The organism is Nonomuraea sp. NPDC026600 (genome assembly GCF_040638335.1).
Classification (GTDB): domain Bacteria; phylum Actinomycetota; class Actinomycetes; order Streptosporangiales; family Streptosporangiaceae; genus Nonomuraea.
The window spans coordinates 66,971-93,961 of the sequence record NZ_JBEZYD010000043.1; the positions used below are offsets into that span (position 1 = coordinate 66,971).

29 protein-coding genes are annotated in these 26,991 nt (G+C 68.5%); 13 read left to right on the plus strand and 16 right to left on the minus strand.

Features of this window, described 5'->3' with window-relative positions:
- Window positions 1-29 precede the first annotated feature (29 nt).
- Together AB0F17_RS55285 and AB0F17_RS55290 are read right to left on the minus strand one after the other, a co-directional pair.
- Complete coding sequence (locus tag AB0F17_RS55285) at window positions 30-371, minus strand: hypothetical protein (RefSeq protein WP_358041811.1); 342 nt, start codon at window positions 369-371, stop codon at window positions 30-32.
- 128 nt (window positions 372-499) lie between these two features.
- On the minus strand, window positions 500-1,333 hold the full coding sequence (locus tag AB0F17_RS55290) for a hypothetical protein (protein WP_358041814.1): 834 nt from the start codon (window positions 1,331-1,333) through the stop codon (window positions 500-502).
- A 35-nt stretch (window positions 1,334-1,368) separates the two neighbouring features.
- On the opposite strand from AB0F17_RS55290, the gene AB0F17_RS55295 reads away from it, so the two are divergent.
- Window positions 1,369-2,019, plus strand: coding sequence for a VC0807 family protein (locus tag AB0F17_RS55295; RefSeq protein ID WP_358041817.1), 651 nt, complete (start codon window positions 1,369-1,371; stop codon window positions 2,017-2,019).
- Window positions 2,020-2,068: 49 nt separating this feature from the next.
- Here the strand turns inward: AB0F17_RS55295 and argG are convergent, their stop codons facing one another.
- The gene (gene argG, locus AB0F17_RS55300; protein ID WP_358041819.1) at window positions 2,069-3,517 is read right to left on the minus strand and encodes an argininosuccinate synthase; all 1,449 of its coding nucleotides are present in this window, start codon (window positions 3,515-3,517) and stop codon (window positions 2,069-2,071) included.
- A gap of 97 nt (window positions 3,518-3,614) precedes the next feature.
- Here argG and AB0F17_RS55305 point away from each other — a divergent pair, with 97 nt between their 5' ends.
- Window positions 3,615-3,887: a hypothetical protein gene (locus tag AB0F17_RS55305; RefSeq protein WP_358041822.1), complete on the plus strand. Its 273-nt coding sequence runs from the start codon at window positions 3,615-3,617 to the stop codon at window positions 3,885-3,887.
- 20 nt (window positions 3,888-3,907) lie between these two features.
- Here the strand turns inward: AB0F17_RS55305 and AB0F17_RS55310 are convergent, their stop codons facing one another.
- Window positions 3,908-4,369 (minus strand): VOC family protein, encoded by a 462-nt coding sequence (locus AB0F17_RS55310; protein ID WP_358041825.1) that lies wholly within the window; start codon window positions 4,367-4,369, stop codon window positions 3,908-3,910.
- Window positions 4,366-4,941: a DinB family protein gene (locus AB0F17_RS55315; RefSeq protein ID WP_358041828.1), complete on the minus strand. Its 576-nt coding sequence runs from the start codon at window positions 4,939-4,941 to the stop codon at window positions 4,366-4,368. The genes AB0F17_RS55310 and AB0F17_RS55315 overlap by 4 nt, the downstream gene beginning before the upstream one ends.
- A gap of 61 nt (window positions 4,942-5,002) precedes the next feature.
- On the opposite strand from AB0F17_RS55315, the gene AB0F17_RS55320 reads away from it, so the two are divergent.
- The gene (locus tag AB0F17_RS55320; protein WP_358041831.1) at window positions 5,003-5,974 is read left to right on the plus strand and encodes a YafY family protein; all 972 of its coding nucleotides are present in this window, start codon (window positions 5,003-5,005) and stop codon (window positions 5,972-5,974) included.
- Between the two features lie 5 nt (window positions 5,975-5,979).
- On the opposite strand, the gene AB0F17_RS55325 is transcribed toward AB0F17_RS55320, so the two are convergent.
- The 6 genes from AB0F17_RS55325 to sigJ form a co-directional block, all read right to left on the minus strand.
- Complete coding sequence (locus AB0F17_RS55325; protein ID WP_358041834.1) at window positions 5,980-6,444, minus strand: DUF1801 domain-containing protein; 465 nt, start codon at window positions 6,442-6,444, stop codon at window positions 5,980-5,982.
- A 104-nt stretch (window positions 6,445-6,548) separates the two neighbouring features.
- The gene (locus AB0F17_RS55330) at window positions 6,549-7,001 is read right to left on the minus strand and encodes a pyridoxamine 5'-phosphate oxidase family protein (RefSeq protein WP_358041837.1); all 453 of its coding nucleotides are present in this window, start codon (window positions 6,999-7,001) and stop codon (window positions 6,549-6,551) included.
- Window positions 6,998-7,606 (minus strand): glyoxalase, encoded by a 609-nt coding sequence (locus AB0F17_RS55335; RefSeq protein ID WP_358041840.1) that lies wholly within the window; start codon window positions 7,604-7,606, stop codon window positions 6,998-7,000. Before AB0F17_RS55335 ends, AB0F17_RS55330 begins: the two co-directional genes overlap by 4 nt.
- A gap of 5 nt (window positions 7,607-7,611) precedes the next feature.
- Window positions 7,612-8,076, minus strand: coding sequence for a helix-turn-helix transcriptional regulator (locus tag AB0F17_RS55340; protein WP_358041844.1), 465 nt, complete (start codon window positions 8,074-8,076; stop codon window positions 7,612-7,614).
- A gap of 38 nt (window positions 8,077-8,114) precedes the next feature.
- A complete protein-coding gene (locus AB0F17_RS55345; protein WP_358041847.1) occupies window positions 8,115-8,525 on the minus strand; it encodes a VOC family protein in 411 nt (136 codons plus the stop codon).
- 61 nt (window positions 8,526-8,586) lie between these two features.
- Window positions 8,587-9,528, minus strand: coding sequence for an RNA polymerase sigma factor SigJ (gene sigJ / locus AB0F17_RS55350; protein WP_358041850.1), 942 nt, complete (start codon window positions 9,526-9,528; stop codon window positions 8,587-8,589).
- 421 nt (window positions 9,529-9,949) lie between these two features.
- On the opposite strand from sigJ, the gene helR reads away from it, so the two are divergent.
- The gene (helR, locus tag AB0F17_RS55355; RefSeq protein ID WP_358041853.1) at window positions 9,950-12,100 is read left to right on the plus strand and encodes an RNA polymerase recycling motor ATPase HelR; all 2,151 of its coding nucleotides are present in this window, start codon (window positions 9,950-9,952) and stop codon (window positions 12,098-12,100) included.
- Between the two features lie 37 nt (window positions 12,101-12,137).
- Here helR and AB0F17_RS55360 read toward each other — a convergent pair whose 3' ends face one another.
- The gene (locus AB0F17_RS55360) at window positions 12,138-12,737 is read right to left on the minus strand and encodes a TetR/AcrR family transcriptional regulator (protein WP_358041856.1); all 600 of its coding nucleotides are present in this window, start codon (window positions 12,735-12,737) and stop codon (window positions 12,138-12,140) included.
- Between the two features lie 182 nt (window positions 12,738-12,919).
- Between AB0F17_RS55360 and AB0F17_RS55365 the strand changes: the two genes are divergently transcribed.
- The 4 genes from AB0F17_RS55365 to AB0F17_RS55380 all read left to right on the plus strand — a co-directional run bounded on the left by AB0F17_RS55365 (window position 12,920) and on the right by AB0F17_RS55380 (window position 16,436).
- Window positions 12,920-13,831: an alpha/beta hydrolase gene (locus AB0F17_RS55365; protein WP_358041859.1), complete on the plus strand. Its 912-nt coding sequence runs from the start codon at window positions 12,920-12,922 to the stop codon at window positions 13,829-13,831.
- A 143-nt stretch (window positions 13,832-13,974) separates the two neighbouring features.
- Window positions 13,975-14,976: an NADP-dependent oxidoreductase gene (locus AB0F17_RS55370; protein ID WP_358041862.1), complete on the plus strand. Its 1,002-nt coding sequence runs from the start codon at window positions 13,975-13,977 to the stop codon at window positions 14,974-14,976.
- Between the two features lie 100 nt (window positions 14,977-15,076).
- A complete protein-coding gene (locus AB0F17_RS55375; RefSeq protein ID WP_358041865.1) occupies window positions 15,077-15,775 on the plus strand; it encodes an SDR family oxidoreductase in 699 nt (232 codons plus the stop codon).
- A gap of 106 nt (window positions 15,776-15,881) precedes the next feature.
- Window positions 15,882-16,436, plus strand: a complete 555-nt coding sequence (locus AB0F17_RS55380) for a GNAT family N-acetyltransferase (protein WP_358041868.1) — start codon at window positions 15,882-15,884, stop codon at window positions 16,434-16,436.
- 180 nt (window positions 16,437-16,616) lie between these two features.
- Here AB0F17_RS55380 and AB0F17_RS55385 read toward each other — a convergent pair whose 3' ends face one another.
- The gene (locus AB0F17_RS55385) at window positions 16,617-17,846 is read right to left on the minus strand and encodes a serine hydrolase domain-containing protein (RefSeq protein WP_358041966.1); all 1,230 of its coding nucleotides are present in this window, start codon (window positions 17,844-17,846) and stop codon (window positions 16,617-16,619) included.
- A 359-nt stretch (window positions 17,847-18,205) separates the two neighbouring features.
- On the opposite strand from AB0F17_RS55385, the gene AB0F17_RS55390 reads away from it, so the two are divergent.
- Entirely contained in the window at window positions 18,206-18,964 is a 759-nt protein-coding gene (locus AB0F17_RS55390) for a helix-turn-helix domain-containing protein (protein ID WP_358041871.1), read from the plus strand.
- Between the two features lie 52 nt (window positions 18,965-19,016).
- On the opposite strand, the gene AB0F17_RS55395 is transcribed toward AB0F17_RS55390, so the two are convergent.
- Window positions 19,017-19,958 carry an RNA polymerase sigma-70 factor gene (locus AB0F17_RS55395; protein ID WP_358041874.1) on the minus strand — a complete coding sequence of 314 codons (942 nt, stop codon included), beginning with the start codon at window positions 19,956-19,958 and terminating at the stop codon, window positions 19,017-19,019.
- Window positions 19,959-20,163: 205 nt separating this feature from the next.
- Here AB0F17_RS55395 and AB0F17_RS55400 point away from each other — a divergent pair, with 205 nt between their 5' ends.
- Both AB0F17_RS55400 and AB0F17_RS55405 read left to right on the plus strand, forming a co-directional pair.
- Window positions 20,164-21,015, plus strand: a complete 852-nt coding sequence (locus tag AB0F17_RS55400) for an SDR family NAD(P)-dependent oxidoreductase (protein WP_358041877.1) — start codon at window positions 20,164-20,166, stop codon at window positions 21,013-21,015.
- A 179-nt stretch (window positions 21,016-21,194) separates the two neighbouring features.
- Window positions 21,195-21,356 carry a hypothetical protein gene (locus AB0F17_RS55405; protein WP_358041880.1) on the plus strand — a complete coding sequence of 54 codons (162 nt, stop codon included), beginning with the start codon at window positions 21,195-21,197 and terminating at the stop codon, window positions 21,354-21,356.
- A gap of 82 nt (window positions 21,357-21,438) precedes the next feature.
- Here the strand turns inward: AB0F17_RS55405 and AB0F17_RS55410 are convergent, their stop codons facing one another.
- Window positions 21,439-22,653 carry a nucleotide disphospho-sugar-binding domain-containing protein gene (locus AB0F17_RS55410; RefSeq protein ID WP_358041883.1) on the minus strand — a complete coding sequence of 405 codons (1,215 nt, stop codon included), beginning with the start codon at window positions 22,651-22,653 and terminating at the stop codon, window positions 21,439-21,441.
- Window positions 22,654-22,849: 196 nt separating this feature from the next.
- Between AB0F17_RS55410 and AB0F17_RS55415 the strand changes: the two genes are divergently transcribed.
- Together AB0F17_RS55415 and AB0F17_RS55420 are read left to right on the plus strand one after the other, a co-directional pair.
- Window positions 22,850-25,669, plus strand: coding sequence for a BTAD domain-containing putative transcriptional regulator (locus AB0F17_RS55415; RefSeq protein ID WP_358041886.1), 2,820 nt, complete (start codon window positions 22,850-22,852; stop codon window positions 25,667-25,669).
- A 123-nt stretch (window positions 25,670-25,792) separates the two neighbouring features.
- Window positions 25,793-26,626 (plus strand): alpha/beta hydrolase, encoded by an 834-nt coding sequence (locus AB0F17_RS55420; RefSeq protein WP_358041889.1) that lies wholly within the window; start codon window positions 25,793-25,795, stop codon window positions 26,624-26,626.
- Between the two features lie 77 nt (window positions 26,627-26,703).
- Here the strand turns inward: AB0F17_RS55420 and AB0F17_RS55425 are convergent, their stop codons facing one another.
- The gene (locus AB0F17_RS55425; RefSeq protein WP_358041891.1) at window positions 26,704-26,964 is read right to left on the minus strand and encodes a GlsB/YeaQ/YmgE family stress response membrane protein; all 261 of its coding nucleotides are present in this window, start codon (window positions 26,962-26,964) and stop codon (window positions 26,704-26,706) included.
- Between the last annotated feature and the right edge of the window lie 27 nt (window positions 26,965-26,991).

Consider the following 26,991-nt stretch of genomic DNA (forward strand, 5'->3'; position numbering starts at 1 on the left):
GACTTGGAGTGCCTCCTGGTATGGGGAGTTTAAATGCTTCGGACATTCTCTATGTTCTCCACTTCCGCGGTGCCCACGTTTCCGGATGCCGTATACAGCTCGTCTCGATGACCGTGCAGAGATTGGGCCATGTCGCCCAGCTTCCGCTCGGCGGCGGCGACTATTTTGTCGTGCTCCAGGGCCAACGGAGATCCAAGCACACCCAGCGCGCCCCAGCCGAGTCGCATATTCGGGGGAAAGGCGCCGGCCTCTTCCAGATACGACACGGGAGAGGTCCCGGTGGTGTCGTCGACAAGCGCGTCGCCGAGCCTCTTGATCGCCGCCCGGTCGTATATCCGGGCCGACTCGTCTGAAGGCAACGTCATCACCATCCGTCCCAGATAAGTCACAAAGAGTAACTTTTCCCACGCTATCCGCCAAGATCCTAGAAGCCGGAAGATACGCACGCAGACTTCTGCGCCTTTTGCTCAGCACGGTGCACCGAGGAGACGTGCCCTGGTCAGTCCTCGTCCAGCACCTGGCGCACGTACGTGACGGCTGGGGCGCCGTAGACCCGCTGCACCGCGTCGACCGCGGCGAACAACCGGGGCAGCGCCCACCCAGCCGGCCGCAGCGGCTCCGGCAGTCGCGGCGCGCGCAGGGTGTCGACCAGGGCCGTGCCGAGCAGCCGGCTGAACGTACGCAGCGCCGCCGCCTCCGCCCGAAGCTCGTCCGGGGCCGTGCGGACCGCCGTCTCGATGGCCTCGGCATGCTGGGAGTACGTCTCGCTCAGCGCCCCGAGATCCCAGGCGTCGTACGCGGCGTGGGCGGCGTCCGCCTCCGCCATCGCGAGGGTGGCCCGGTGCAGCCGGACGCCTTCCGGCGGGGTGAGCAGGGTACCGAGGTGGGCGGAGCGGTCGGTGAGCGCGATGAGCACCCCCTGCTGGAGCAGGCCGTACCCGGTGAGCAGCGCGGCCCGGCGCAGCGCGTCGCGGTAGGCGCGCTCGCTCTCCGGCACCTGGTACAGCAGCGCGTGGAAGTGCCCGGTCCACGGCGGGGGCTCGTCCGAGGTGCCGCGCCGGATCTGCGCGAAGCCCGCGGCCATGGCGCCGGCCAGCCGGTAGTACGCGCCGCCGCCGCGCCGCTCGCTGACCAACTGGCCGTCGCGCCGCATCCGGGCGACAAGGGCGCGCGCCGCCGCCTCGGTCAGGCCGAGATCCCCCAACAGGCGGGTCAGCGCGGTGCCGGACAGCTCCGGCCGCCCGGAGACCCCGAAGAGGAACGGGACGAGCGCGACAGAGCGCCCACGCGAAGGTCGTGTGAGCGACCAATCCGATGATACATTTCCGATCACGCTCGTGAGTTTATTCGACATACGAGGAGGGTCTGATGGCACGGTTCCGGGCAATCGCGCTGAACTGGGGACCGACGATCGTGTTCAACGTCGTCCTGCCCTACCTGACGTACACGGTGCTGGCCGACCGCGGCGTGTCGGCCGTCGCCGCGCTCGCGATCTCCGGGGTCTGGCCCGCCGTCGAGGTGCTCGGCATCTTCCTGATCAAGCGTCGCGTCGACGACTTCGGCGTGCTCGCGCTGATCGTGGTCGGGCTCGGTGTGCTGAGCGCGCTGGTGTTCCGCAGCGCGTCGCTGGTGCTGGTCAAGGACTCGGCGGCCACCGGCCTGTTCGGCCTGGTGCTGCTCGGGTCGCTGCTGACGCGCCGCCCGTTGATGTTCTACTTCGGACGGAAGTTCGGCACCGACGGCACCGAGGAGGGGCTGGCCCGGTGGAACGGCTTGTGGGAGTACGCCGGCTTCCGCCGGACGCAGCGCGTCCTCACCCTCGTGTGGGGCGTCGCCTATCTGGCCGAGGCGGTCGCACGGGTCGTCCTGTCGTACGTGCTGCCCACTTCGACGATGGTCTTGATCTCCACGGTGCTGCCCATCGTGGTCACGGCCGCGCTCGTCGCCTGGACCGTCATGTACGCACGCCGCAGCCGGGCCGCCGCCGTTCGCCGCAACCCGGCGGCGTTCTCCACCTGAGATCGACATCTTCAGCAGGTACGACGCACACCGGGGCGGCCGAGGCCGGTCAGTCGGTGCCGAGCTCCATCGCGGCGCGGTCGAGCATCTCGTCCTCGTCGGAGACCTCACCGCGTGAGGCGATGATTTCGGCGCCGCCCTCCGGCATCGCGCCGATCAGCTCGGTCGAGGCCGCCACCGGGATGCCGATGAGCGCGTGATGGGTGGTGCCGACCATGCCGAGGCTGGCGTACTGCTCGAGCTTGGCGCGCGAGTCGGCGATGTCCAGGTTGCGCATGGTGAGCTGGCCGATCCGGTCCACCGGGCCGAACGCCGAGTCCTCGGTGCGCTCCATCGACAGCTTGTCCGGGTGGTAGCTGAAGGCCGGGCCGGAGGTGTCCAGGATCGAGTAGTCCTCACCGCGCCGCAGCCGCAGCGTCACCTCGCCGATGACCGCCGTGCCGACCCAGCGCTGCAGGGACTCTCGCACCATCAGCGCCTGCGGGTCGAGCCAGCGGCCCTCGTACATCAGCCGGCCGAGCCGCCGTCCCTCGTTGTAGTAGTTGGCCAGGGTGTCCTCGTTGTGGATCGCGTTGACCAGCCGCTCGTACGCCGCGTGCAGCAACGCCATCCCCGGCGCCTCGTAGATGCCGCGGCTCTTGGCCTCGATCACCCGGTTCTCGATCTGGTCCGACATGCCGATGCCGTGCCGTCCACCGATCGCGTTCGCCTCCATCACCAGGTCGACCGGGGTGGCGAACTCCTTGCCGTTGATCGTCACCGGGCGGCCCTGGTCGAACCCGATGGTCACGTCCTCGGTGTCGATCTCGACCGCAGGATCCCAGAATCGCACGCCCATGATCGGGTCCACGGTCTCGATGCCGGTGTCGAGGTGCTCCAGGGTCTTGGCCTCGTGGGTGGCGCCCCAGATGTTGGCGTCGGTCGAGTAGGCCTTCTCAGTGCTGTCGCGGTAAGGCAGGTCGTGGGCCAGCAGCCACTCCGACATCTCCTTGCGCCCGCCGAGCTCGGACACGAAGTCCGCGTCGAGCCAGGGCTTGTAGATGCGCAGGTGGGGGTTCGCGAGCAGCCCGTAGCGGTAGAACCGCTCGATGTCGTTGCCCTTGAACGTCGAGCCGTCGCCCCAGATCTGCACGTCGTCCTCGAGCATCGCCCGCACCAGCAGGGTCCCCGTGACGGCACGACCGAGCGGCGTGGTGTTGAAGTAGGGGCGCCCGGCCGAACGAATATGGAACGCACCGCAGGCGAGCGCGGCCAAGCCCTCCTCGACCAGCGCCGCCCGGCAGTCGACCAGGCGCGCGATCTCAGCCCCGTACGCCACCGCACGACCGGGCACCGAGGCGATGTCGGGCTCGTCGTACTGGCCGATGTCGGCGGTGTAGGTGCACGGGACGGCGCCCTTGTCGCGCATCCACGCGACGGCGACCGAGGTGTCGAGGCCGCCCGAGAAAGCGATGCCGACGCGCTCGCCGGTGGGCAAGGAGGTGAGAACCTTGGACATGAGAGAGAGTATGCATCCAAACGCATGCTCATGCAAAGCCCGGCCCGCGACTTGCCGGTTCTTGGCGTTGGTGTCGTGAGAGAGGAGGATGGGCACCATGGGAGACGAGCAGATCCCGACCATCGGCAGCTGTTACGCGTGCAAGCGCACCTTCCGCTTCACCCCGGCGAGTGTCACGACCGCCATGATCGACCCCGAGACCGGTCTTCTTCCAGGCATGACCGTGCTGGGCAGCATCCGCGAACCGACACCGGAAGCCGTGGCCAGATCGGTCAAGGAACCCATCTGCCCTGACTGCGTGAAGAAGGCCGGCGAATTCGCGGACCCGCCAGCTCTCCAGTTCGACGCCTGGCCACGAGGCCCCGCCTGAATGGGCATGCCCGGTCCGCGTCAGTCCAGGCAGAACTCGTTGCCCTCGGGGTCGGTCATCACGATGAGGCCGCCGCTCATCGGAGGATCGGGCTCGTAGCGACGTACCCGCTTCGCTCCCAGCGCGACGAGCCGGTCGCACTCGGCCTCCAGCGCCGCCATCCGCTCCTCTCCCCGCAGCCCGGGAGCCGCGCGGACGTCGAGGTGGACGCGGTTCTTGGCGACCTTGCCCTCCGGCACCTGCTGGAAGAACACCCGTGGCCCGTGCCCATCCGGGTCCTCGATGGCCGATCTCGTGTTGCGCTGCTCCTCCGGTACGCCGACCCGCGCGAGGAAGTCGTCCCACGCGGCCAGCGGGTCGGCGCCCTCGGGCAGGTCGACGCCGGGCGGGGCGGGGTGGACGTAGCCCAGTACCTCGCGCCAGAAGAATGACAGCGCTCGCGGGTCGTGGGCGTCGAAGGTGACCTGGATGTGGCGGCTCATCGCGTTACTCCGTTCGTGTGCAGGTAGAGATCGCGCAGCAGGCAGACCTCGGACAGGTGGTGGATCAGCTCGCGGTGGATGTGCAGCACCAGATCGGCCATGGACGCCTCGGGATAGGGCTCCTTCGCGCCGACCGCGACCTGGAGCTCGGCCTCGCTGAGGCCGCGCACCCCGGCCAGCCAGCCGTCGAGCTGGGCTTCGAGCTGGTCGAGCGCGGTGGCCGCGCTGCCGGCGTACTCCCAGGTCTCGTACGACGCCGCCGGAGCGCCGAAGTACGCCGCGTTGCGCGCGGCGAGCACGCCGACGATGACATGGCCGAGCCGCCAGGCGATCGTGGTGAAGGCTGCGGGGACCGGCTGGGGAAAGGCGTAGTCCATCGTGAAGTCCCCGGCACCGACCTGCACGGGCGCCGTCGAGCTGCCGCGCGGCCGCACGCTCCAGGCGTCCGGCACCGGCGACCAGAAGTACTCGTCGTCGGTGAGGCCGTCGAGCCGGGCTCGGACCTGATGGTTCCAGTGGAACTCCCACTGCTCGCGCAGCGTACGGTTCCAGTCGGGTTCGTCTGCGTCCATGGAGCCACCCTCACACCCCAAGCGGACAGAATCGGTCCGCTATCTCTGGCAGGGTGTGGGAATGGACGTGGCAAGCGGTGCGGAGCGGGGTACGACGGAGCGGGTGCTCACCCTGCTCGGGCTGCTGCAGCAGCGTCAGGTCTGGACCGGCCCCGAGCTCGCCGACCGGCTCGGGGTCACGCCGCGTACGGTACGGCGTGATGTCGAGCGGCTGCGCGCACTCGGCTATCTGGTGCATGCCGGCCAGGGTGTCGGCGGCGGCTACCAGCTCGGCCCGGGGCAGGACCTGCCGCCGCTGCTTCTCGACGACGAGGAGGCGATCGCCACCGCCCTCTCACTGCTCGTCGGCGCGGGTGGCGCGGTCGCCAGCGCCGGCGACGCCGCGCTCCGGGCGCTGACCAAGCTCGACCGGGTGCTGCCCACCCGGTTGCGGCACGAGGTGCGCGCGCTCTCCGGCTCGGTGGAGTCCTTCGGCGGCGGCCGTACGCCGGTCGACTCCGAGGTGCTCATGACGCTGGCCAGAGCCTGCCGCGACGAGGTCGAGGCCGGCTTCGGCTATCCGTCCGGGAACGAGGTGCGACGGCGGCGGATCGAGCCCTACCGCCTGGTCGCCTCCGACCGGCGCTGGTACCTCTTGGCCTACGACCTCGATCGCGACGACTGGCGCAGCTTCCGCGTCGACCGGATGACCGACGTGTCCGCCCGGACCTGGCACTTCCGCCCGCGCGAAGCGCCCGACGCGGCGACGTACGTACAGGAGAGTGTGGCGAGCCGGGTCTACCCACACCAGGCGCGCTTCCTCGTGCACGCGCCGGCCGACACGGTACGCGCGCAGATTCCGGCGTCGGCGGCCGTCGTACGGCGGCGCGGGAGCGAGCTCTGCGAAGTGCTCAGTGGCGCCGGCAGCCTCGACTTCGTGCTCATGCATGTGCTCCTGCTGGGGCACGACTTCGAGGTACTCGACCCTCCGGAGCTCGGGGAGCGCTGTCGCGTGCTTGCGGAGAGACTGCTGGCGGCCGGTGCGACGCTCTGACCGCCTCAGCCCGCGGCCTTCTTGATGAGCGCGCCGATCCGCGCCTCGTCGGCGGCGGTCAGCTCCGTCAGGGCGAAGGCGGTCGGCCACATGGTGCCTTCATCGAGGTTCGCCGGGTCGCTGAAGCCGAGTGTGGCGTACCTCGTCTTGAACTTGTGCGCGCTCTGGAAGAAGCAGACGACCTTGCCGTTCCTGGCGTACGCCGGCATCCCGTACCAGAGCTTCGGCGAGAGGGCCGGCGCGTTGGCCTTGACGATGTCGTGGAGCCGCTCGGCGATGACGCGGTCCGCCTCCTCCATCTCGGCGATCTTCGCGAGCACGTCGCTCTCCACGTCCGCCTTGGCCGCGCGTGAGCCGCGCCGGGCGGACGCCTTCAGCTCCTTGGCGCGCTCCTTCATCGCGGCCCGTTCCTCATCCGTGAATCCGTCGAACTTCTCGTCGGCTGCGCCGGTGTTCTCGGTGTCCTTCATGGCAGATTTCCTCTCTTGCGGCATGCCAAAGATCCGCCGGGGTGGCGGCTTCTCGGCAAGTGATCGGTTGTCGCCCGGATGGGGCGGGTGTTCCCGGGCGGCGGTCAGCCGAGCCAGCGGCCGTCGCGCATGAGGTCGCGTCCCCGCAGCTCGTTCGCCTCTCGCCAGGCCTGGATGCGCCGTGGCCGGATCAGGAAGTACTGGTAGGGCTCGTCGAGTTCGCGCGGGTCGAAACCGGTCTTGGCCGCGAACGCGTCGCCCGTCTCCGGGGCGAGGTCGGCGAGGTTCACCGGCTCGGCGGTGCCGTCGACGACCACGACGTCGCGCGTCGGCCCGAGGCCGAGTCGTACCCGGCCGTCCGCCAGCAGGTTGCGGCCGGTGACCGAGGCACTCGGCGTCGAGATGAGGAACGCGGTCCCGTCCCAGAGGTACGAGAGCGGGATGAGGTGGACGCCCGCGGAGCCCGGCGTCGCGACCCAGAGATCGATGTCGGCCTCCAGTCTCGCGCGAGTGTCCCGCAGCCTCTCTTCGAGCTCACGCGGCGGTGCTCCCGTCACGATGCCGCCTCCCATGCGAACCCGTCTGGGTCGGTGAAAGAACCGGCGTCGCTGCCGAGCATGAGCCGGTGCGATCCGGTGCCGTCCATGGGGACGCCGACGTTCTTGGCAAGGGCACGGCGCCCGTACAGGGCCAGCTTGACCGGACTCGACGCGGTGGCGAACTCGACGTACTTGCGGCCGAAGCTCTTCGCCACGACGAGGCCGCGGTCGACGTAGAACCGCTTGCTGGCGGCCACGTCCGTGGCTCCCAGCAGGAGCACCATCTCGTCGAACTGCCGGCTGGCCGGCCCGGTGTCCTTCTTCTCCGACGTCGCGACCTTCCAGATCGTCCCGTCGGGGGCCTGTACGACGCCGCCGTAGCCCCAGAACGACTTCTCGGCAGGCTTCACCGGCGTGGCGCCGGCGCCGAGGGCGGCGCCGATGAAGGCGTCGACGGTGGACGGCTGGGACACCGTGAGCGACAGCACGAACCCACGGAAGCCGGTCGCCGGCACCTCCGAGGCCCGCAGGTGCACGTGAGCGCCCAGACCGAAGGCGGTGTAGAAGCGGTCGGCGGCCTCGGTATCGGCCACTTCGAGGGTGAGGGATGCGATGGAAGTCATAGCCATCACGCTAGTTGCGGCTCGATGACCGGCGCTTCTCGATTCCTGACCGGTCTCGTCACCTGTTTCGCCACGCACGACGGCATCCCCGCCGCGGCGCCCGCCGCCTGGCGTTGGTAGGCGCTGGGCGGCATGCCGACCAGCTCGGTGAAGCGGGTGCTGAACGTGCCCAGCGACGAGCAGCCGACCGCGAAACAGACCTCGGTGACGCTGAGGTCGCCACGACGCAGCAGCGCCATCGCGCGCTCGATGCGCCGCGTCATCAGATAGGAGTATGGTGACTCACTGTAGGCGAGCCGGAACTGTCTGCTGAGATGCCCGGCCGATATGTGCGCGCCGCGGGCGAGCGCCTCGACGTCCAGCGGCTGCGCGTACTCCCGATCGATCCGATCGCGGACACGGCGCAGCCGCGCGAGATCGTTCAGGCGCTGTGCCGCGGTAAGTGCGCGTCCCCATGCGGGATGACACATGACAGAACTCCTTTCAGGTCGATCGATTGCCGAACGGCTCAGCGAAGCTCCTGGATGCGGACCAGGTTGCCCGCGGGATCGCGGAAGGCGCAGTCGCGGACGCCGTACGGCTGCTCCGTCGGCTCCTGGACGACCTCGGCGTCGCCGGCCTGCAGCTTCTCGAAGGTGCCGTCGAGGTCCCGGGTGGCCAGCAGGATCCAGCCGTAGGTGCCCTTGGCCATCATCTCGACGATGGTGCGGCGCTCGTCCTCGGTGATGCCGGGGTCTGCGGCCGGCGGCGCCAGGAGGATGGACGTGCCGGGCTGGCCGACGGGGCCGACCGTGATCCAGCGCATCGTGCCCTGCCCGACGTCGCTGCGTACCTCGAAGCCGAGGGTGTCGCGGTAGAAGGCCAGGGCGGCGTCCGGGTCGTCATGCGGGAGGAAGCTCGTATGAATGGTGAGGTCCATAGCCATTCACATTAGCCGCGGCTCGATGACCAGCGCTTCTCCGATCCTGCTCGGTCCAGCCCTAGTGCTGTGGCCCCACCGTCCACGGCCGGAGCTTCTCGGGGTTGCGGACCGCCCAGATGTGCTTGATCAGGTCGCCCGCGACGTCGAACGCCATCACCATCACGGTGACGCCGTCCTGCTGAGCGATCAGGCCGGGCTGGCCGTTGACCGTACGCTCCAGGATCATCAGCTCGGTCCGGCCGGCGATCTCGACGGCGTAGCGCGCGATCTGCTCGCGGCCTTCGATGGGGCGGAGCACGGCGCTGACCAGGCCGCCGCCGTCGGCGATCGCCGTGGCGTCCGGGTCGAGCAGGCTGATGAGGGTGGCGATGTCCTTGGCCTGCCAGGCCTGCTTGAAGTCCCGGACGATGCCGGCCTGCCGCGCCGCCGGGGTCGCGGGAGCCTGCGACGTGCGAATGCGGCGGCGGGCCGAGGAGGCCAGCTGACGGCAGGCCGCCGGCGTACGGCCGACGATCTCGGCCACTTCGGCGAAGGAGTGGCAGAAGACGTCGTGCAGGATGAACGCGACGCGTTCGGCCGGGGTCATCGATTCGAGCACGACGAGGAAGGCCATGTTGATCGACTCGTCGAGAGTGACCCGTTCGGCCGGGTCGACCGCGGTGCCGCCCGGCCGCACACTGATCCACTCCGTACGATCGGGCAGCGGCTCAGGGATCCATTCGCCCACGTAACGCTCCCGCCGAGCCCGTGCCGAGCCGAGCAGGTCCAGGCACACGCGACTGGCCACCGTCGTCAGCCAGCCGCCGGGCGATTCGATGGCGTCCTGCTGCTCACGGGACATGGCGTACCAGCGGGTGTAGGTCTCCTGGACGACATCCTCGGCATCGGCCAGGGAGCCGAGCAGCCGGTACGCCAGATTGATCAGCTGACGCCGCTCGCTCATGATCGCGCTCAGGCTCGGATCAAGCCGGCCGTGTCCTGGCTCGGATGGGGTGGTCATGGTGTCGTCGGCTCCCTCGGTCGCGGCTGCCCTCACCCATTCGACGACACAGCGCGCCGAACTGTGAGGCCGGCGCCTCGGGTGGGGGATTGCGAAGGCTCAGTTGACCAGCGCTCGTGTCGCGCGGCGACCTGGGCCGAGGGTACCGTCGTACGCGGAGCGCCGCCGCTTCGCGAGGAGGTTGTCCGTCCGCAACGGACGATGAGCGGAAAAGGAGAACACCCACCCCTTTCCACTCTCAACCTATAGCGCACCGGGGGACTTGCGGCAAGACCCGGGTCGTGCCGCAGAATCGTGGGCCGAGGCCAGAACCTGCGGAAACGGGAGCCACGAAGTGCGCGGTGTCGTGTTCGTCACGCCGGTTCAGACGCCTTTCTTGCGTGTAATGGTCGCCAGCGACCTCAGATCGGAGCCAAATCACGTGAACCCGCTGACCACCAGCGCGTTTGATCTTCCCGACCACCTCTCCCCCAAGGCCGACCCGAAGCTGATCGCCGGCGATGAGCAGCACTTCACGGCCATCGCGGAGAGCCTCGAGCAGTCGATCGCCGACCTGTCCGACCGCCTCGACGCCGAGCGCAAGGCTCCCGGCGGCAAGGGCCGGCAGGCGTTGGACCGGGACTTGGAGGTCCACCGGCTGACCGCCCGCCTGCGCGCGCTGCGCCGCTTCGGTTTGGACCTGTGCCTCGGGCACATGGTCAGCGCGGACGACCCCGAGCCCATGTACGTCGGACGACTTGGCCTTACGGACAGCACGGGTCGTCGGCTGCTCCTCGACTGGCGCTCCCCCGCGGCTGAGCCGTTCTTCGGAGCCACCCACGCCAACCCGATGGGCCTGGCGAGCCGCCGCAGGTACCGCTGGACCCGCGGCCGGATCAGCGACTACTGGGACGAGGTGTTCACCTCGGACGGGTTCGAAGGGCACGCCGCGCTCGACGACCAGTCCGCCTTCATCGCCAGCCTGGGCAGCAACCGATCGGCCCGGATGCGAGACGTGCTCGGCACCATCCAGGCCGACCAGGACGCCATCATCCGCGCGGGATCCAGCGGCGCTCTCGTCGTCGACGGCGGTCCGGGTACGGGGAAGACCGTCGTCGCTCTGCACCGCTCCGCCTACCTCCTCTACTCCGACCCTCGCCTCGGTCACCATCGGGGCGGGGTGCTGTTCGTCGGTCCGCACCAGCCCTACCTGGCCTACGTCGCCGACGTCCTCCCCAGCCTCGGAGAGGAGGGCGTACAGACCTGCACCCTGCGGGACCTCGTCGCCGAAGGAGCTGCGGCCGGGATCGAGCCCGACCCGGCCGTGGCCCTCCTGAAGTCGTCCGCGGACCTGGTGAAGGCGATCGAGCCCGCCGTCAGGTTCTACGAGAACCTGCCCACCAAGGGGATGACGGTCACGACCCCCTGGTCCGATATCCGGCTGAGCACCGACGATTGGGCCGAGGCGTTCGAAGCAGCAGAACCCGGCACCCCGCACAACGATGCGCGCGACCAGATCTGGGAGGAACTCCTCAAGATCCTGGCCGACAAGCACGACAACGACGACATCTCAACCGTCCTGCTCCGCAAGTCGCTGCTGCAGAACAGGGAGCTGCTCACGATCTTCAACCGCGCGTGGCCGCTGATCGAAGCGGCAGACCTCGTCGGAGACCTGTGGTCGGTACCCGCCTACCTGCGGCTGTGCGCTCCCTGGCTCAGCCTCGATGACGTTCGGCGGCTGCAGCGCGAGGACGCCCAGGCCTGGACGGTGTCCGACCTGCCGCTCCTGGACGCGGCACGGCAACGGCTCGGTGACCCGGAGGCGTCGCGACGTAAGCGCCGGCAAAAGGCCTCTGTCGCCGCCGAACGCGAGCGCATGGCCAGCGTCGTCGACAACCTGCTCGAGGCCGATGACGACGGCGAAGGCGTGATGACGATGCTTCGCGGACAGGACCTACGGGACGCCCTGGTCGACGAGACCGCACTGCTCAGCACCGAACCCGACCTGCTCGCCGGCCCGTTCGCCCACATCGTCGTGGACGAGGCTCAGGAGCTGACCGACGCGGAATGGCAGATGTTGCTGCTCCGCTGCCCGTCCCGGAGCTTCACCATCGTCGGGGACCGTGCCCAGGCCAGGCACGGGTTCACGGAGTCGTGGCAGGAACGGCTCAAGCGGATCGGGCTCGACCGGATCACCCTGGCCTCCCTGAGCATCAACTACCGGACCCCGGAAGAGATCATGGCGGAGGCCGAGCCGGTCATCCGGGCCGTGCTCCCAGACGCCAACGTACCGACCTCCATCCGCAGCAGCGGCGTCCCCGTCGTACACGGATCCGCTTCGGATCTGGGCTCGATCCTCGACACCTGGCTCGCCGCACATGCCGACGGGATCGCCTGCGTGATCGGCGACCCCACATTCCGTGGGACGTCCCGCGTCCGGTCGCTGACTCCGGAGCTGTCGAAGGGGCTCGAGTTCGACCTGGTCGTCCTCATCGACCCAGAGGCGTTCGGCAAGGGCATCGAAGGAGCGGTCGACCGCTATGTCGCGATGACCCGAGCGACCCAGCAACTCGTCATCCTCACGAGCTCCTGACCTCGGCCCCCCGCCGAGTTGACGAACCGTATGCGGGCTAGATCGTTTCCAGGATCGCCACGACGGTGGCGTCCAGCAGTGTGAGGGCGTTGTCGATGCCTTGCTCAAGGACGGCGTCGGCGAGTTGCCGGTCGGCCAGGGCGCGGGAGAGTTGCAGTGTCCCGATCATTCCGGCGTAGACGGTGAGCGTCTTGAGGCGTGCTGACTGCGGATCGTGCGGCGCCAGACGTGCGGTGAAGTCGTCGATGATGGCCAGTACGCCGACGGTGTAGGCCTGCCTGGTCGCGTCCGTGCAGCGGCCGATCTCATCGAGCAGGGCGGCCGACGGGCAGCCTTCGCCGGGGTTGTCGCGATGCTCGGCTGACAGGTACTGGCGCACGATCTGCTCGACTCCGGCGCGGCCGGGCGCCACCTCGCTGAGGTGTTCGCGCTGTTCGCGGAGCTGGTCGGCGACCGTGGTGGCGACCAGCTCCTCTTTGGATGCGAAGTGGGCGTAGAAGGCGCCATTGGTCAGTCCCGCGTCCGCCATGAGCGTGGCGACCCCGGAGCCGTCGATGCCGTCTTTCTTGAGCCGGCGGCCGGCCGTCTCGATGATCCGCTGCCTCGTCTCCTGCTTGTGCTCCCTGCCGTACCGCACCACGCGCTCCTCCTCCCACGGGGAGGAGCCACGTGCCCTCCCCCGCATCCCATCTTCGTACGATCATAATCTAAATTCGCCAGAACCCTTGCGCCCGGACCGCGTCCCATTCTATGGTCGTATGGTCGTAATCTAAAGGCGGCGCACGAGAAGCGTGCGCAGCACTGAGCAGGGGTGTCACCGTGGGAGTCAGTACGCAGGCGCAGCAGTTCGCACAGTTCCTGGAAAGCGTGAGCGCGAAGTCGTCGGTGCCGGGCCTCGATCTGGCGATCGTGCGCGACATCGTCGAGACGCACCATCTGGCGTCGACGGAGCCGGAAGGCGTCACCTACGCCGAGGTGAACGCGGACGGCGTCCCCGGCATCTGGTGCATCCCCGAGGGGGCCGACCCCGATCGAGCGTTGCTTCACTTCCACTTCGGCGGGTCGGTCACCGCCTCGATGCACTCCGACCGCAAGGCCGCCGGCCACATCGCGAAGGCGGCAGGAGTCCGCTCGCTGGTCGTGGACTTCCGCCTGGCGCCGGAGCATCCCTACCCGGCGCAGCTCGACGACGCCGAGACCGCCTACCGGTGGCTGCTCTCACGAGGCTACGAGCCGCGGAACATCGGCAGCACGGGTCACTCGATCGGCGGCACCCTCGCGGTCATGCTGCCGCTCCGTCTGCTCGCGAAGGGCGAGGCGACCCCGGGTGCGATCATCAGCATTTCGCCGTGGACCGACCTCACCCTCCAGAACGCGACGGTGAACGGGAATGAGGGGACGGACAAGATGCTCAGCAGGGGCGTGCTCGAGCTCTTCCGCGGAGCATGGCTGCAGGACCCGGCCCTGGAGTTCACCGACCCTCAGATCAGCCTCGTGAATGCCGATCTGACCGGCCTGCCGCCCACGAGCGTCCACTACGGCGAGCACGAACTCCTCGCCGACGACGGCGCCGAGTTCGGGCGCCGGCTCGCGAACTTCAAGGTCACCTCAGAGGTCCGCCCGATGCCGGAAGGGCAGCATTCGTTCATCCTGGGCGCAGGGCACGTACCCGAGGTGGACCAGGCGATCGAGCAGATGGGCCAGTGGCTCCGCCGCCACCTCGGCGCCTGAACAGAAGCACCAGGCGTCACCGCGGACAACGGCGTGCCGAACTCGGTGGCCGCGATGGCGCGTGACGCCATCGTCTTCATCCGGGTGGCCAACGGCGAAGACGACAGGGTGGCGCCCAGCAGCAAATAGGAGAGAAAAATATCATGAAAGCATTCATTCTCGACCGTTACGGAAAGCACAATAAAGTACGTGCGGGCGTGATGCCGGACCCGGAGGTGCGGGAGAACGATGTACTGGTCCAGATCCACGCCGCAGGCGTGAACCTTCTCGATTCCAAAATCAGGGACGGAGAGTTCAAACTCATTCTGCCCTACCACCTGCCGGTCATCCTGGGCAATGATGTGGCCGGCGTGGTGGTCCGAGTCGGGTCTCGAGTACGGCGATTCAGGCCCGGCGACGAAGTCTACGCACGGCCAGGCCAAGATCGGATCGGCGCTTTCGCGGAACTCATCTCGATAAGAGAAGACGACCTGGCACCGAAGCCAACACGCCTCACCATGGAAGAAGCGGCCTCCATCCCACTGGTCGGCTTGACCGCTTGGCAAGCGTTGGTCGAATCAGCGAAGCTGAAGAAGGGGCAGAAAGTTTTCATCCAAGCAGGGTCCGGCGGCGTAGGGACATTTGCCATCCAGTTGGCCAAGCATGTCGGAGCGACCGTGGCTACAACAACCAGCACGGCGAACATCGAGCTGGTGAAGCGCCTCGGCGCAGATGTCGTAATCGACTACAGAAAAGACGATTTCGAGAAAATTCTGCATGACTACGATGTGGTCTTGCACAGCCTGGACGACGAGGCGCTCAAAAAATCTCTACGCGTGCTGAAGCCCGGCGGAAAACTCATCTCGATCTCAGGCCCGCCTGATCCTGATTTCGCGAAAGAGGTCGGATCGCCGTGGATCTTGCGGCCGGTGATGCGCGTTTTGAGCTATCGAACCAGGAGAGCAGCAAAACGTCACCGCGTCAGCTATTCGTTTCTCTTCATGAGAGCAAGCGGAGATCAGCTGCGCGAGATCAGTTCTCTCGTCGATTCGTGGATCATACACCCGGTCCTGGATCGGGTCTTTCCATTCGAATCAACCAATGAGGCCATGGCTTACCTCGAAACGGGACGCGCAAAAGGCAAGGTCGTCGTCAAGGTGAGATAGATACCAACTTCCTCGCCGCCTGACCTCGCCCACGGAACCGGCTGGCCACCCTGACCCAGATTCGTTCGACGTGCCTTTCTCATTTCACCAGGAGCTTTCCATGGACCTGTCCACCAGCACCGTTCTTGTCACCGGAGCCAACCGGGGGTTCGGCCGCGCGCTCGCCGCCGAGTTGCTCAGCCGCGGCGCCACCGTCTACGCCGGTGCCCGCAACCCCGGCCAGGTCGACCTGCCGGGCGCCACGCCGATCGCGCTCGACGTCACCGACCCCGCCTCCGTGGCGGCCGCCGCCCAGGCCACCGGTGACGTGACGGTCCTGATCAACAACGCCGGCTCAGCCACCGGCAGCGACCTGCTCGCCGGGGCCCTGGACGACATCCGCCTGGAGATGGACACCCACTATTTCGGCACCCTCTCGGTAGTCCGCGGCTTCGTACCCCAGATCGCGGCCAACGGCGGCGGCGCGATCCTGAACATCCTGTCCGGCCTGTCCTGGGTCAGCTTCCCGGAGATCGGCGCCTACTGCGCCGCCAAGTCCGCGCAGTGGTCGCTCACCAACGCCCTGCGCGTGCAACTCGCCGACCAGGGCATCCGAGTGGCCGGACTGCATGTCGGCTACATGGACACCGACATGACGCAGACGGTCACCGCGGCCAAGTCCGACCCCGCCGACATCGCCCGGATCGCCGTCGACGGCATCGCCGCCGGCACCTACGAGATCCTCGCGGACGACGCCAGCCGCCAGGCGCAGGCCGCGCTGGCAGCGGGCGTCACGGCGCTCTACCCGCAGTTGGCCTGAGGACCGGTCCACCCGCCGTTCCGCTGCGTTCCGCCCGCGGGCCAGGGGCTCGATCCAGCACAAAGTGCCTGATCACGTACGAGGTGCGGGTGTTATCGTCCATCGCATGACCGAACTGATCGCTCCCACGGAACGGCTGCATTCCTCGTGGCTCACAGCGTGTGACGAGTGGCATCCTGGTGCTCACCAGGACGGGGCCGGCTTGCGGCTGGTTGATGACGATGACCTCAACAATCCGGAAGAGTTCGCCTCATGGGTCGAGCAACTGCGCCAGCAGTCGGACCGGTCGCTGCCTGTCGAGGAAGGACGCGTCCACGCCACCCATTGGTGGATCGTCGACGGCGAGACCTACCTCGGGGCCATCGACCTTCGACACTATCTGAACGCCGTTCTGCTGGAAGGCGGCGGGCACATCGGCTACAGCATTCGACCTTCTGCCAGAAGACAAGGACTGGCCACGTGGGCGCTGGGAGAGGTTCTCCTCAAGGCGCCGGCGCTCGGTCTGGACCGAGTCCTTCTCACCTGTGACGATGGCAACGCCGGTTCGGCGCGCACCATCGAAAGCAACGGCGGTGTCCTGGAAGATGTGCGCAGCACCGGGATCGGGGTGAAGCGCCGCTACTGGATTGCTCTCGATGACGCTGGTCACAGCCATTCATGACGGCAGCGACGAGGCCGGGCGCCTCGTAGCGGACGCCACGCGGGCGGCACACCGCCGCTTCCCGGGGTCCGGAGAGGACCCCGGGACATCCGCATCAAGCGGCTGTCGATGGTTCGGCCGCCAGGGCTGCCCGTCGGGTGTCGTAGGTCGAGGGTGGGCGTACCGGGCGCAGGCTCGGTGTCAGTCGTCGATCGCCTGGTAGAGCGTGGTCCAGAAGTCGTGGATGAGCCGCGCCGGATCCGGGACTGACATGCCGACCTGGGTGAGCAGGATCCCGGTGAGCTGGTTGGCCGGGTCGGCGTAGGTCGAGGCGCCGCTTCCGCCGTCCCAGCCGAACTGGCCGATGGGCGCGTAGTCGCCGCGGTAGGTGCGTACCGCCATCCCGAAGCCCCAGCCGCCGTGCTGGCCTTGGCCGAACGACACATGGACGTTGTCGACGGCCATGGCGTGCCGGGCGGCTTGCTGCTCGGGCGTGAGGCGGTTGGTGGTCATCAGTTCGACGGCCGGCCGGGACAGGATCCGTTCGCTGCCGTGCGTCCCGCCGTTCAGCAGCATCTGGAAGTAGGCGTGGTAGTCGTCGGCGGTGGAGACCAGCCCGCCGCCGCTGCCCTGGAACGCCGGAGGCCGGCTCCACCGTCCGTCCTTGGCCTCGTCCCACACGTGGAACTCACCGCTCTGCGGGTCGGGGGCGTAGAGGGTCGGTAGCCGGTCGATCTTGTCGGCGGGCACCTGGAAGGCGGTGTCCTTCATGCCCAGGGGGTCGAGGATGCGTTCGCGCAGAAACGTCTCGAACGACTGGCCCGTGACCCTGGCCACCAGCACGCTGAGCACATCGTGGCTGATCTGGTACTGCCAGCGCTCTCCGGGCTGGTACATCAGCGGCAGCGTGCCCAGGCGGCGCATCCACTCATCCGGCCCGGGCATCGGCTCCGGCAGATCGGGCGTGAGCCCCTGCTCGAAGATCGCGCCCATGATCGGAGTGCCCAGCGACGTCATGTCCATGCCGAGCCCGAACGTGGAGGTCAGCAGGTCCCGTACGGTGATCGGCCGCCGCGCCGGCACGGTGTCGTCCAGCGGGCTGTCGATCCGCTTCAGCACCCGACGGTCGGCGAGCTCGGGCAGCCACGGCTCTACCAGGTCGTCCAGCCGCAGCCGGCACTCATCCAGCAAGACCATCGCCGCCGCCATCGCCACCGGCTTGGAGGTGGAGGCCATCCGGAAGATCGTGTCCCGGCGCATCGGCGCGCCCCCGTCATGGCGCATCGTCCCGATCGCCTCGACGTGCGTCTCACCGCCCCGGCTGACCAGGGCGACAAGCCCGGGAATCTTCCCCGACTCGACATGCCGTGCCAGCACCTCGCGCAGTCTGCGCAGCCCTGCTTCGGAGAAGCCGCTGTTGCCGTGTTCCATCATGAATCTCCTTGCGCACAGTGTTCGATCTCTGCGAGCCCCGTCCCGGCGTGGCGCTCATGGCCTCGGCGAGCTGGAGCCCGGTCATATGTGGACTCCCTCTGTGAGCGCCACCGGCGCCGCAAATGTTCGGGAATCGCTGAACGCCTGCGACACTACATTGCGTTCATAAATCAGTCAACAAGCAATGAGAGCCCATTCTGCCTGTTCAATCCGGCAAGAGAGCAGGCATTGCAATGATCGTGAAGCTAAATGCAAAGGGTGATCAAGATGAGAATTGCAATGGGCTGCGGGTGAATGCATACTGTGCAGCGAGGGGTGCCGAGCCGCGCATGCCGACAGATAGGAGCCAGACACCGATGCCCGGAGGCAGACTCACCGATGAGGACCGTCAGCACATCGCCGCGGGGCTGGCCGACGGTCTCGGATACGCAGAGATCGGCCGGCGTCTAGGGCGGCCCGCCTCGACCATCATGCGGGAGGTCACCCGCAATGGCGGACCCGACGATTACGGGGCGGACCGGGCGCACGAGGCCACACGGCATCGTGCGCGCCGGCACAAGCAGGCACAGCCTCCCGCACCACCGATCCCTGACAGCGGCCATGGGCGCGATCCCCAAGCGGTCCATGACTTCGCGGAGTCCTTCACCGATCTCCTCGTACAGCAGGGGCTGCCCCGGATGGAGGCCAGGGTGCTGGCCGTCCTGTACGTCACCGACTCCGGCGCTCTCACCGCCGCCGACCTGGTCCAGCGGCTTCGCGTCAGCCCCGCGTCGATCTCGCACGCCGTCGCCTTCCTCGAACAGCAGGGAATGCTCAAACGGGAACGGGTTCCCGGCGCGCGGCGCGAACGCTATGTCATCGACGATGAGATGTGGCTTCCATCTCTCCTCGCATCTCTGCAGATGAACGACGCCCTGGTGGCCGCATCGCAGCGCGGAGCCGAGATCCTCGGGGCCACAACCCCGGCGGGCGCCCGCTTCGAGTCCTCCGCCGAACTCCTTATCCTCGTGACCGAGGCCTTCCGGCAGGTCATGGAGCGGTGGCAGCAGATCCTGGCCGCCCGGAGCGCCCAACATCCGGGCACGCTGACCACACGGGACGAACTCACGCACTGAACCGAGAAGACAGGCCCTAGGCGCGCCGCGGTGGCCGGTTCGTCACCGGTATTCATCGCAGGGTGAGGGGAATCTCGGATTCGATGCGGGTCAGCTTCTCCGGGTTGCGGACGTAGTAGAGGCCGGTGATGCGGGCGTCCTCGACCCGGATCGCTATGACGCCGTCGATCTCGCCGTCCACGCGTAGGACCAGTGCCGGGTTGCCGTTGACCACGGTGGGGTCTCCGGTGAGCGCGACTTCGGCCTTGCCGATGCCGCCGACGATCATGCGGGCCACCTTGCCGGCGCCGATGATCGGCCGCGGCGCGGCCTGCTTGACGCCGCCGCCGTCGCTCACCAGGACGACCTCAGGAGCGAGCACGTCAAGGAGGCCCTGCAGGTCCCTGGTTTCGAGCGCGCGCCGCAACGACTCCAGAGCCGCCCGGGCCTCGCTCGGGGAGATCACCTCGCGAGGGCGGCGGGCATCGACGTGCCGGCGGGCGCGGTGCGCGATCTGGCGGACGGCGGCGGGGTTCTTGCCGACGGCGGCCGCGATCTCGTCGTAGCTGACATTGAAGGCCTCGCGCAGCACGAAGACGGCGCGCTCGGTCGGCGACAGCGTCTCCAGGACGAGCATCAGCGCCATCGACACACTCTCGGCGAGCTCGACGTCCTCGGCCACGTCCGGCGCGGTGAGCAGCGGCTCGGGCAGCCAGGAGCCGACATACGCCTCCTTGCGCCGCCTCATGGTGCGCAGCCGGTCGAGCGACCGCCGGGTCGTGATCTGGACCAGGTAGGCGCGCTGGTCGCGCACCTGCCCCATGTCGACCTTCATCCACCGCAGCCAGGTTTCCTGGAGGACGTCTTCGGCGTCGGCCGCCGATCCGAGCATCTCGTAGGCGACGGTGAAGAGCAGGTTGCGGTGGGCGACGAACACCTTGGTGGCGGAGTCGATCCGGCCGCCACTAGCGAGCGACTCGGCTGTGCCCGTCGTTGGCCCGCTGCGCTCGTTCATAGCCGGCTCCTGCCGTTCGCTCTCGACTGTGCTCCACACACAAGACGTAGACCCTCACCGCTGTGTGACACCCGTGATAAGTGGCGCACGTCACATGACCGCGCTGTCACAGGGATCGGGTCACCGGCGCCTCATGTTCGTCAGGACGCCGCGTGAACGATCCGCGCGGCGCACAACCCCACCGCGGAAAGAACGGAAAGACATCATGAGCAAGGTCTGGTTCGTCACCGGTTCGTCCCGCGGCCTCGGCCGCAACTTCGTCGAGGCCGCCCTGTCCCGCGGCGACAAGGTGGCCGCGACCGCCCGGAGCACCGGAAGCTTTGACGAGCTGGTCGCCGCCTATGGCGACGCGGTGCTTCCGCTGGAGATGGACGTGACCGACAAGGCCGCCGTCTTCGACAGCGTCAAGCGGGCCGGCGAGCACTTCGGCCGTCTGGACGTCATCGTGAACAACGCCGGCTACGCCCAGATCGGCGCGATCGAGGAGCTGACCGAGCAGCACCTGCGCGACCAGTTGGAGACCAACGTGTTCGGCGCGGTGTGGGTCATTCAGGCCGCGCTGCCCTACCTGCGCGAGCAGGGCGCGGGGCACATCATCCAGCTGTCCTCGGCGGCCGGGCTCATCGCGATGCCGCTCGGCGGCGCCTACCACGTCTCCAAGTGGGCGCTGGAAGCCCTGAACGAATCCCTCGCCCAGGAGGTCGCCGACTTCGGCATCAAGGTGACCGTGGTCGAACCCGGCGGCTTCGCCACCAGGTCCGGCAAGAACCCCGATCCACTCGCCAACGGCCACATGGCCGAGCCCAACCCGATCTACGACGGTCTCCGCCGGCGCCTCGCGGGGATCTCGGGCAAGCAGCCCGCCGGCGACCCGGCCGCCGCGGCCCAGGCACTCCTCAAGATCGTCGACTCCGACGACCCGCCCCTGCGGGTCCTCTTCGGCCAGGGCTTCTACCCGATGATCCAGCAGGTCTACGCCGACCGGCTCAAGACCTGGGCCGACTGGCAGGACCTTTCAGCGGAGGCTCAGGGCAAGCTCGATCAAGAAGATCGGTGACCCCGGTCTGAGCTGCCACACCGCCACGGTGGCCACCGCCAGGACCTGGCGGCAACGGCTCGGCGGCGGCCGTCAACGCCGACGGCGCCGCCCGCGCCTACCCCGACCCTCCGCAGACGCCGATCTTCCACGTCCACCTGCCGGCACCCCGGCGAGCCGTCGAGAAGGCCGGCGCGGCCATGCTCGCCGAAACCGGCATCCAGTTGTACGGCCGCGTGCGATCCGGACCGGACCCATCCCGGTGCAGCTTCGAGGTGACCGTCGGCGAGAACGCCATGGACTTCACCCCCAGAGAGGTCGTCACCCTCCTCCACGAACTCCTGAAGCGCGCTGGCGCCTGACGGTCCCCTTCGCCCGCCGGTCACTCGCGCCCTTCAGCAAGGCAGGTGCGCGGTCGGTTGACCGTTTGCGAAGGCTGCCGGGTCAGGCTCCGTCCACCAGCTTGGCGATCGACTCCAGGGCGTCGAAGCGGGGGAATTCATCGCGGAGTTTCTGTGCACGAGTGCGATAGGAGGGCGTCGACAGGACGGTGTCCACGGCGCTGCGGAGTGTGGCGTCGTCGGGTCGGGCGGTGCCCAGGTTGACTCCTGAGCCGCTCCACTCGACCCGGGCGGCGACCAACGGCTTGTCCTCGGTGGCGCCCCCGACGACGAGCGGGACACCGTGTCGTAGAGCGGTGTGCACACCACCGTAGCCACCGTTGGTGACCAGGACATCGGCGAAGGGCAGCAGCATGTCGAAGGGGATGAAGTCGGCCAGTCGTGCGTTGTCAGGAACATTTCCCATGAGGTTCCGCACCTCCTCGGCACCATCCGGACGCGCGGTGGCCGCGACGACAAGGACATCGGAGTCGCCGAGGACGCGCACCGTGGGAATCACCAGTTCTTCCAGGTCCACGTTGGCGAACGTCCCCTGTGTGGTCACCACGACCGGGCGGCCGTCCAACAGTTCCTGCCACCATGACGGCTGCTCGAAGGTTTCGGCCGGGGCCGAGGGCAGCGGGCCGACGAAGCGGAAGGAGCTCGGGAGGTCGTCGCGGGGGAACTCGAACTCGGGGATGGTCAACTGCAGATAGTGGTCGGGGACGGTGATCAGGCTGTTGAGCACGAACCCGGGAAGGGTGACGCCGACCGACTCGAACACCTTCTCCAGATGCTCTTGCGCGTCCACGTGCACCTCCGGTCCCCATCCGGTCGCCGGGAACAGCGGTGTGATGCCCAGGCTGACGGTGACGGGACGGGTTTCCGGCCCGGAAGCCAGGGAGAGCGGCAGCGCTCCCATGAACAGCGCGTCGCTGATCACCGCGGTGGCCGGAAAATCGGCGAGCAGGCGGCGCAGCGCCTCATATTGCGCCGGAACCGGGTCACCAAAGACATACTTGACATCGAATCCGATCTGGGCAGGGCCAGGAGGAAGCAGGCACCGCCCGGGAAACTCCCGGTTCATCAGCCGTTCGTCGTAGTCGGCCTCCTCGGGGAGCGCCGTGAAGTACGCACCGACGGCCTCCGTCCGTTCCTTGAACCTCATACCGGTGAGCACGGTCACCTCATGACCGCGCCCGACCAGATCGGCCGCGACGGCGAGAAGGGGTGCGACATGCCCGTGGACGGGCGTGGCGGCAACAACGATCTTGGACACTGCGATCTCCACTGACATCATCCGGAACCGGCTGACCTGCTGTTTTTACTGGGTCGCAAGCGTACGTCGATCCCTGTGTGTAAGAAGTGATCGGACGAGGCGGGTCTTCAGTCATGCATGGATGGAAGCGGGGAACCATTTGTCGCGCGAAGCGATGGCAGCACATCAGGGGTTGCCGGGAACGGTGCGCTTGACGGTGCTCGGTCCTGTGCGGGCCTGGCGCGACGGCATCGAGCTGGATCCGGGGCCTCCTCAGCAGCGGGCGATGCTGGGGCTGTTGCTGGTGCGGGCGGGGCGATCAGTGACGCTGGGCGAGATCGTGGACGTCCTGTGGGGAAAGAATCCACCGGCCAGCGCGGTCAACGTCGTGCACCGGTACGTGGGAATGTTGCGGAGGCTGCTGGAACCCGCGCTCGCCGTACGCGAGGAAGGCCGGTGGCTCATCCGCGACTCCGGCGGCTACCGCCTTGACGTGGGCCCCGACGAGGTGGATCTGCTGAGCTTCCGCCAGTTGACCGAGGAAGCCCGCCGGAGACAGGTGGGTGGTGAGCCCGGAGCCGCCCTGAAACTGCTGACGGAAGCGCTCGCGCTCTGGCGCGGTCCGGCCGCCACCGGGATTCCCGCGGAGGTGCGGGCTCATCCGGTGTTCACCGCCCTGGACCGTGAGCAGCTGACCGGTGTCCAGGAGGCGGCGGACCTGGCGTTGTGCCAGGGTGCGGCCGATCAGGTGCTGGGGCAGTTGGGGGAGACCGCCGCGCGGCATCCGCTGGACGAACCGGTGCAGGCCAGATTGGTCCTCGCCCTCGCCGCCGCCGGCCGCCAGGCGGAAGCGCTGGAAACCTGGCAGGCCGTCCGTTCCCGGCTCGCCGACGAGCTGGGCACCGACCCCGGCCCCGAACTCCGCGCCGCCCAGCGACAGATCCTCAGCCAGCAGGTCACCCCGGCGGCCGTCCGAACGTCCTCCGAACGCGCCGCACCTGCGCCAGAAGCCCCCCACACGACAGCCCCGCCCACGCAGTTGCCGCCGGACCTCGCGGTCTTCGCCGGCCGGCGCGCCGACCTCGCCAGGGGCCTCGCCCTGCTCCCCGAGGACGGGCGGAGCCCCAAGACAGTGATCATCGGTGCGATCAGCGGCATGGGCGGGATCGGCAAGAGCACGCTGGCGGTGCACTTGGCGCACCAGATCGCCCACCGGTTCCCCGACGGGCAGTTGTACGTGAACCTGCGCGGCTTCGACCCCAGTGGATCCGTCGTGGACGCCGGCGAGGCGGTCCGTGGTTTCGTGCAGGCCCTAGGAGTGCCGCCACACCGGATTCCGGCCGGATTGGACGCCCAGACCGCCCTCTACCGGAGCCTGCTGGCTGACCGCCGGGTCCTGATCGTGCTGGACAACGCCCGCGATGCCGAGCATGTTCGCCCGCTGCTCCCCGGCGGCCCCGGATGCCTGGTGGTGATCACCAGCCGTGACCGCCTGTTCGGCCTGATCGTCGCCGAGGGCGCCCATCCCTTGGCCTTGGATCTGCTGTCGGCGGATGAGGCCCGGGAAACGCTCGTCCGCCGTCTGGGTGCGGACCGGGTCGCCGCCGCGCCCCAGGCCGTCGAGGAGATCATCGCCAAGTGCGCGGGGCTGCCCCTGGCACTGGCGGTGGTGGCCGCGCGGGCCACCGCCCATCCACGCTTACCGCTCACCGCGATAGCGGGAGAACTCCGCGTGGCCGATGGCAGCCTCGACGCTTTCGCCGGCTCCGACCCGGCCGGCGACGTACGAGCCGTTTTCTCCTGGTCCTACCGGGTGCTCAGTCCCGATGCCGCCCGGCTGTTCCGGCTCCTGGCCGTACATCCGGGACCCGATATCGCCGTGCCCGCCGCCGCCGGCATCGTGGGGATGCCCGCGGAGCAGACCCGCCGGCTCCTCACCGAACTGATCGGGGCCCATCTCCTCACCGAGTCCTCACCCGGCCGCTACGCCTGCCATGACCTGCTCCGCGCCTACGCCGCCGAGCTCGCGCACGCGCACGACTCCGAAACCGAGCGGCGCGCCGCCGCGCACCGGGTCTTCGACCATTACCTGCGCACCGCGCACGCCGCCGGCCGGCTGTTCTCGCCTTACTGGAGAGCGACGACGCTGCCCGCGGCCCAGCCTGGCGTGGCTGCCGAGTTCTTCGAGGACGACCGGCAGGCGCTGGCCTGGTTCAACCGCGAACACCTCGTGCTCATGTCCGTCATCGACCAGACGGTCCGCGACGGCTTCGACACCCACGCCTGGCAACTGGCCTGGACCCTTGAGCGCTTCTTCGACCGCCAGGGCCACTGGCACGACCTCCTCACCGTGCAGCGCGACGGCCTGGCCGCCGCCGTGCGGGCGGGACACCGGACCGCACAGGCCCACCTTCATCGAGGCCTGGCCCGCGCATCCGCCCGTTCGGGCCACTACGACGACGCCAATGCCCACGTGCGGCGGGCCCTCCGCCTGTTCACCGAGCTCGGTGACCGCTCGGGCCTGGCCCACACCCACCGCAGCCACGGCTGGATACTCGACCAGCAGGGACGGTACGAGGAAGCGCTCGACGAGGCGGGGCGCGCCCTCGACCTGTACCGGGCCAGTGGCGACCGCGCGGCGGAGGGGAGCGCGCTGCACGCGCTCGGCTGGACACACGCCCTGCTCGGCGAGCATCGGCACGCCACCGTCTACTTCGAGCAGGCCCTCGCCGCGACGGACAAGAACCGTAATCGCTACGGCGCCGGCGGCACACTGGACAGCCTCGGCTATGCGCACCACCACCTCGGCGACCATTCTCAGGCCATCGCCTGCTATGAGGAGGCTCTCCGCCTCTACCGCGACATCGGCGACCGCTATCAGGAGGCCGGCACACTCAAGCGCCTCGGCGAGACCTATCTCGCGACCGGCGATCGGGGCACCACCCGGACCGTCTGGCACCAGGCCCTGGCCATCCTCAATGCCGCCGATCCCCTGGCCGCCGCCGAAGTCCGCGCGAAACTGCGCCGGCTCGACTGAGCCGAGGGCGGTAACCGCTCCACCACTTTTTGTTCACTCACCCCCCTCTAGATTTCCGAGGTCAGCGGGGGGCCGGGCCAAGGCTCGGTCTCCTGACCATCGCAGACAGCAGGGGGATGAAACGTGAGCTACTTCACCGTGGGTGACGGGCAACTCTTCTACACCGACGAGGGCTCCGGCGGAGAGGCGGTGCTCTTCGTCCACGGAGGCACGTGTGACTCGCATGACTGGAGCCCGCAGATCGAGCCGTTCACGGCTCGGCACCGGGTGATCGCGCCGGATCTTCGCGGCCACGGCAGATCGTCCTCGGTCTCGGGAGGTCTCGCTCCTCATGACTTCGCCGGCGACCTGGCCTCGCTGCTCGACCAGCTCGGAAGCGGGCCCGTCGTCGTGGTGGGCCACTCCCTGGGCGCGGTGGTCGCGTCCGTGCTCGCCGTCGAGCGCCCGGACCTCGTCCGTGCTGTCGTCGCCGTCGATCCCAGCTATGGTTTCGATTCCGGCTTCGCCGCGGAGGTCGCCGCCGCCTTCCGTACTCCTGACCCGGTCGGCGTGGCCGCGGCCGTACTGAGCGCGATGGAGGCGCCCGAGGTCGAGCCCGCGCTCGGCTGGCTGCCTGCCTGGCACCGCCGCCGGACGCTGGGGACCGCTCCGGAGACCGCCGCCGCGGTGTTCCAGGGCCTGTTCGAGGCGCCGAACGAGGTGACGTTGCGCCCCGGTGCCGAGGATTATCTACGCCGGAGAGCCTGCCCGGTCCTGACGGTGTCCGCGAACGCCTCTCTGAAGGCGAAGGGCATAGACCTCGGCTGGGACGAGTCGGTCAGCCCGCATCCGTACAGCTCGGCGGTGGCCTGGGACGGGGTCGGCCACTGGATCCATCAGGAGAGAGCGACGGAGTTCAACGAGCTTGTTCTCGGCTGGATCGCCGGGTTGCCCGCCTCGCCGGAGAATCTCGGCTGATCACAAAGACGGCGGCCGCCGCCGGAGCTTGATGCTCCGGCGGCGGCCGCCTTCGTATGGGTTGTGCTGCTGTCGCCTCAGGACCCGCTCTTCTTGCCGGACGCGCTCGCCACGATGGCCACGCAACCGACAGCGAGGACGATCTGCACGACGAACACCAGCCAGGATCTGTCGGCGAAGCCGAGCAGGTAGGCGATCCCGGTGCCGACGCCGGCGGCGACGGCACCCGCGGCGATGGTGGCGAACACGCTGATGTTCTGACGTCCAGGCAGGATGAGCCGGCCCAGGCCGCCGGCGATGGCCCCGGAGATCACGCAGCCGATCAAGAAAAAGATCATTTCATTCTCCTTGGAGTGGGTGTTTCG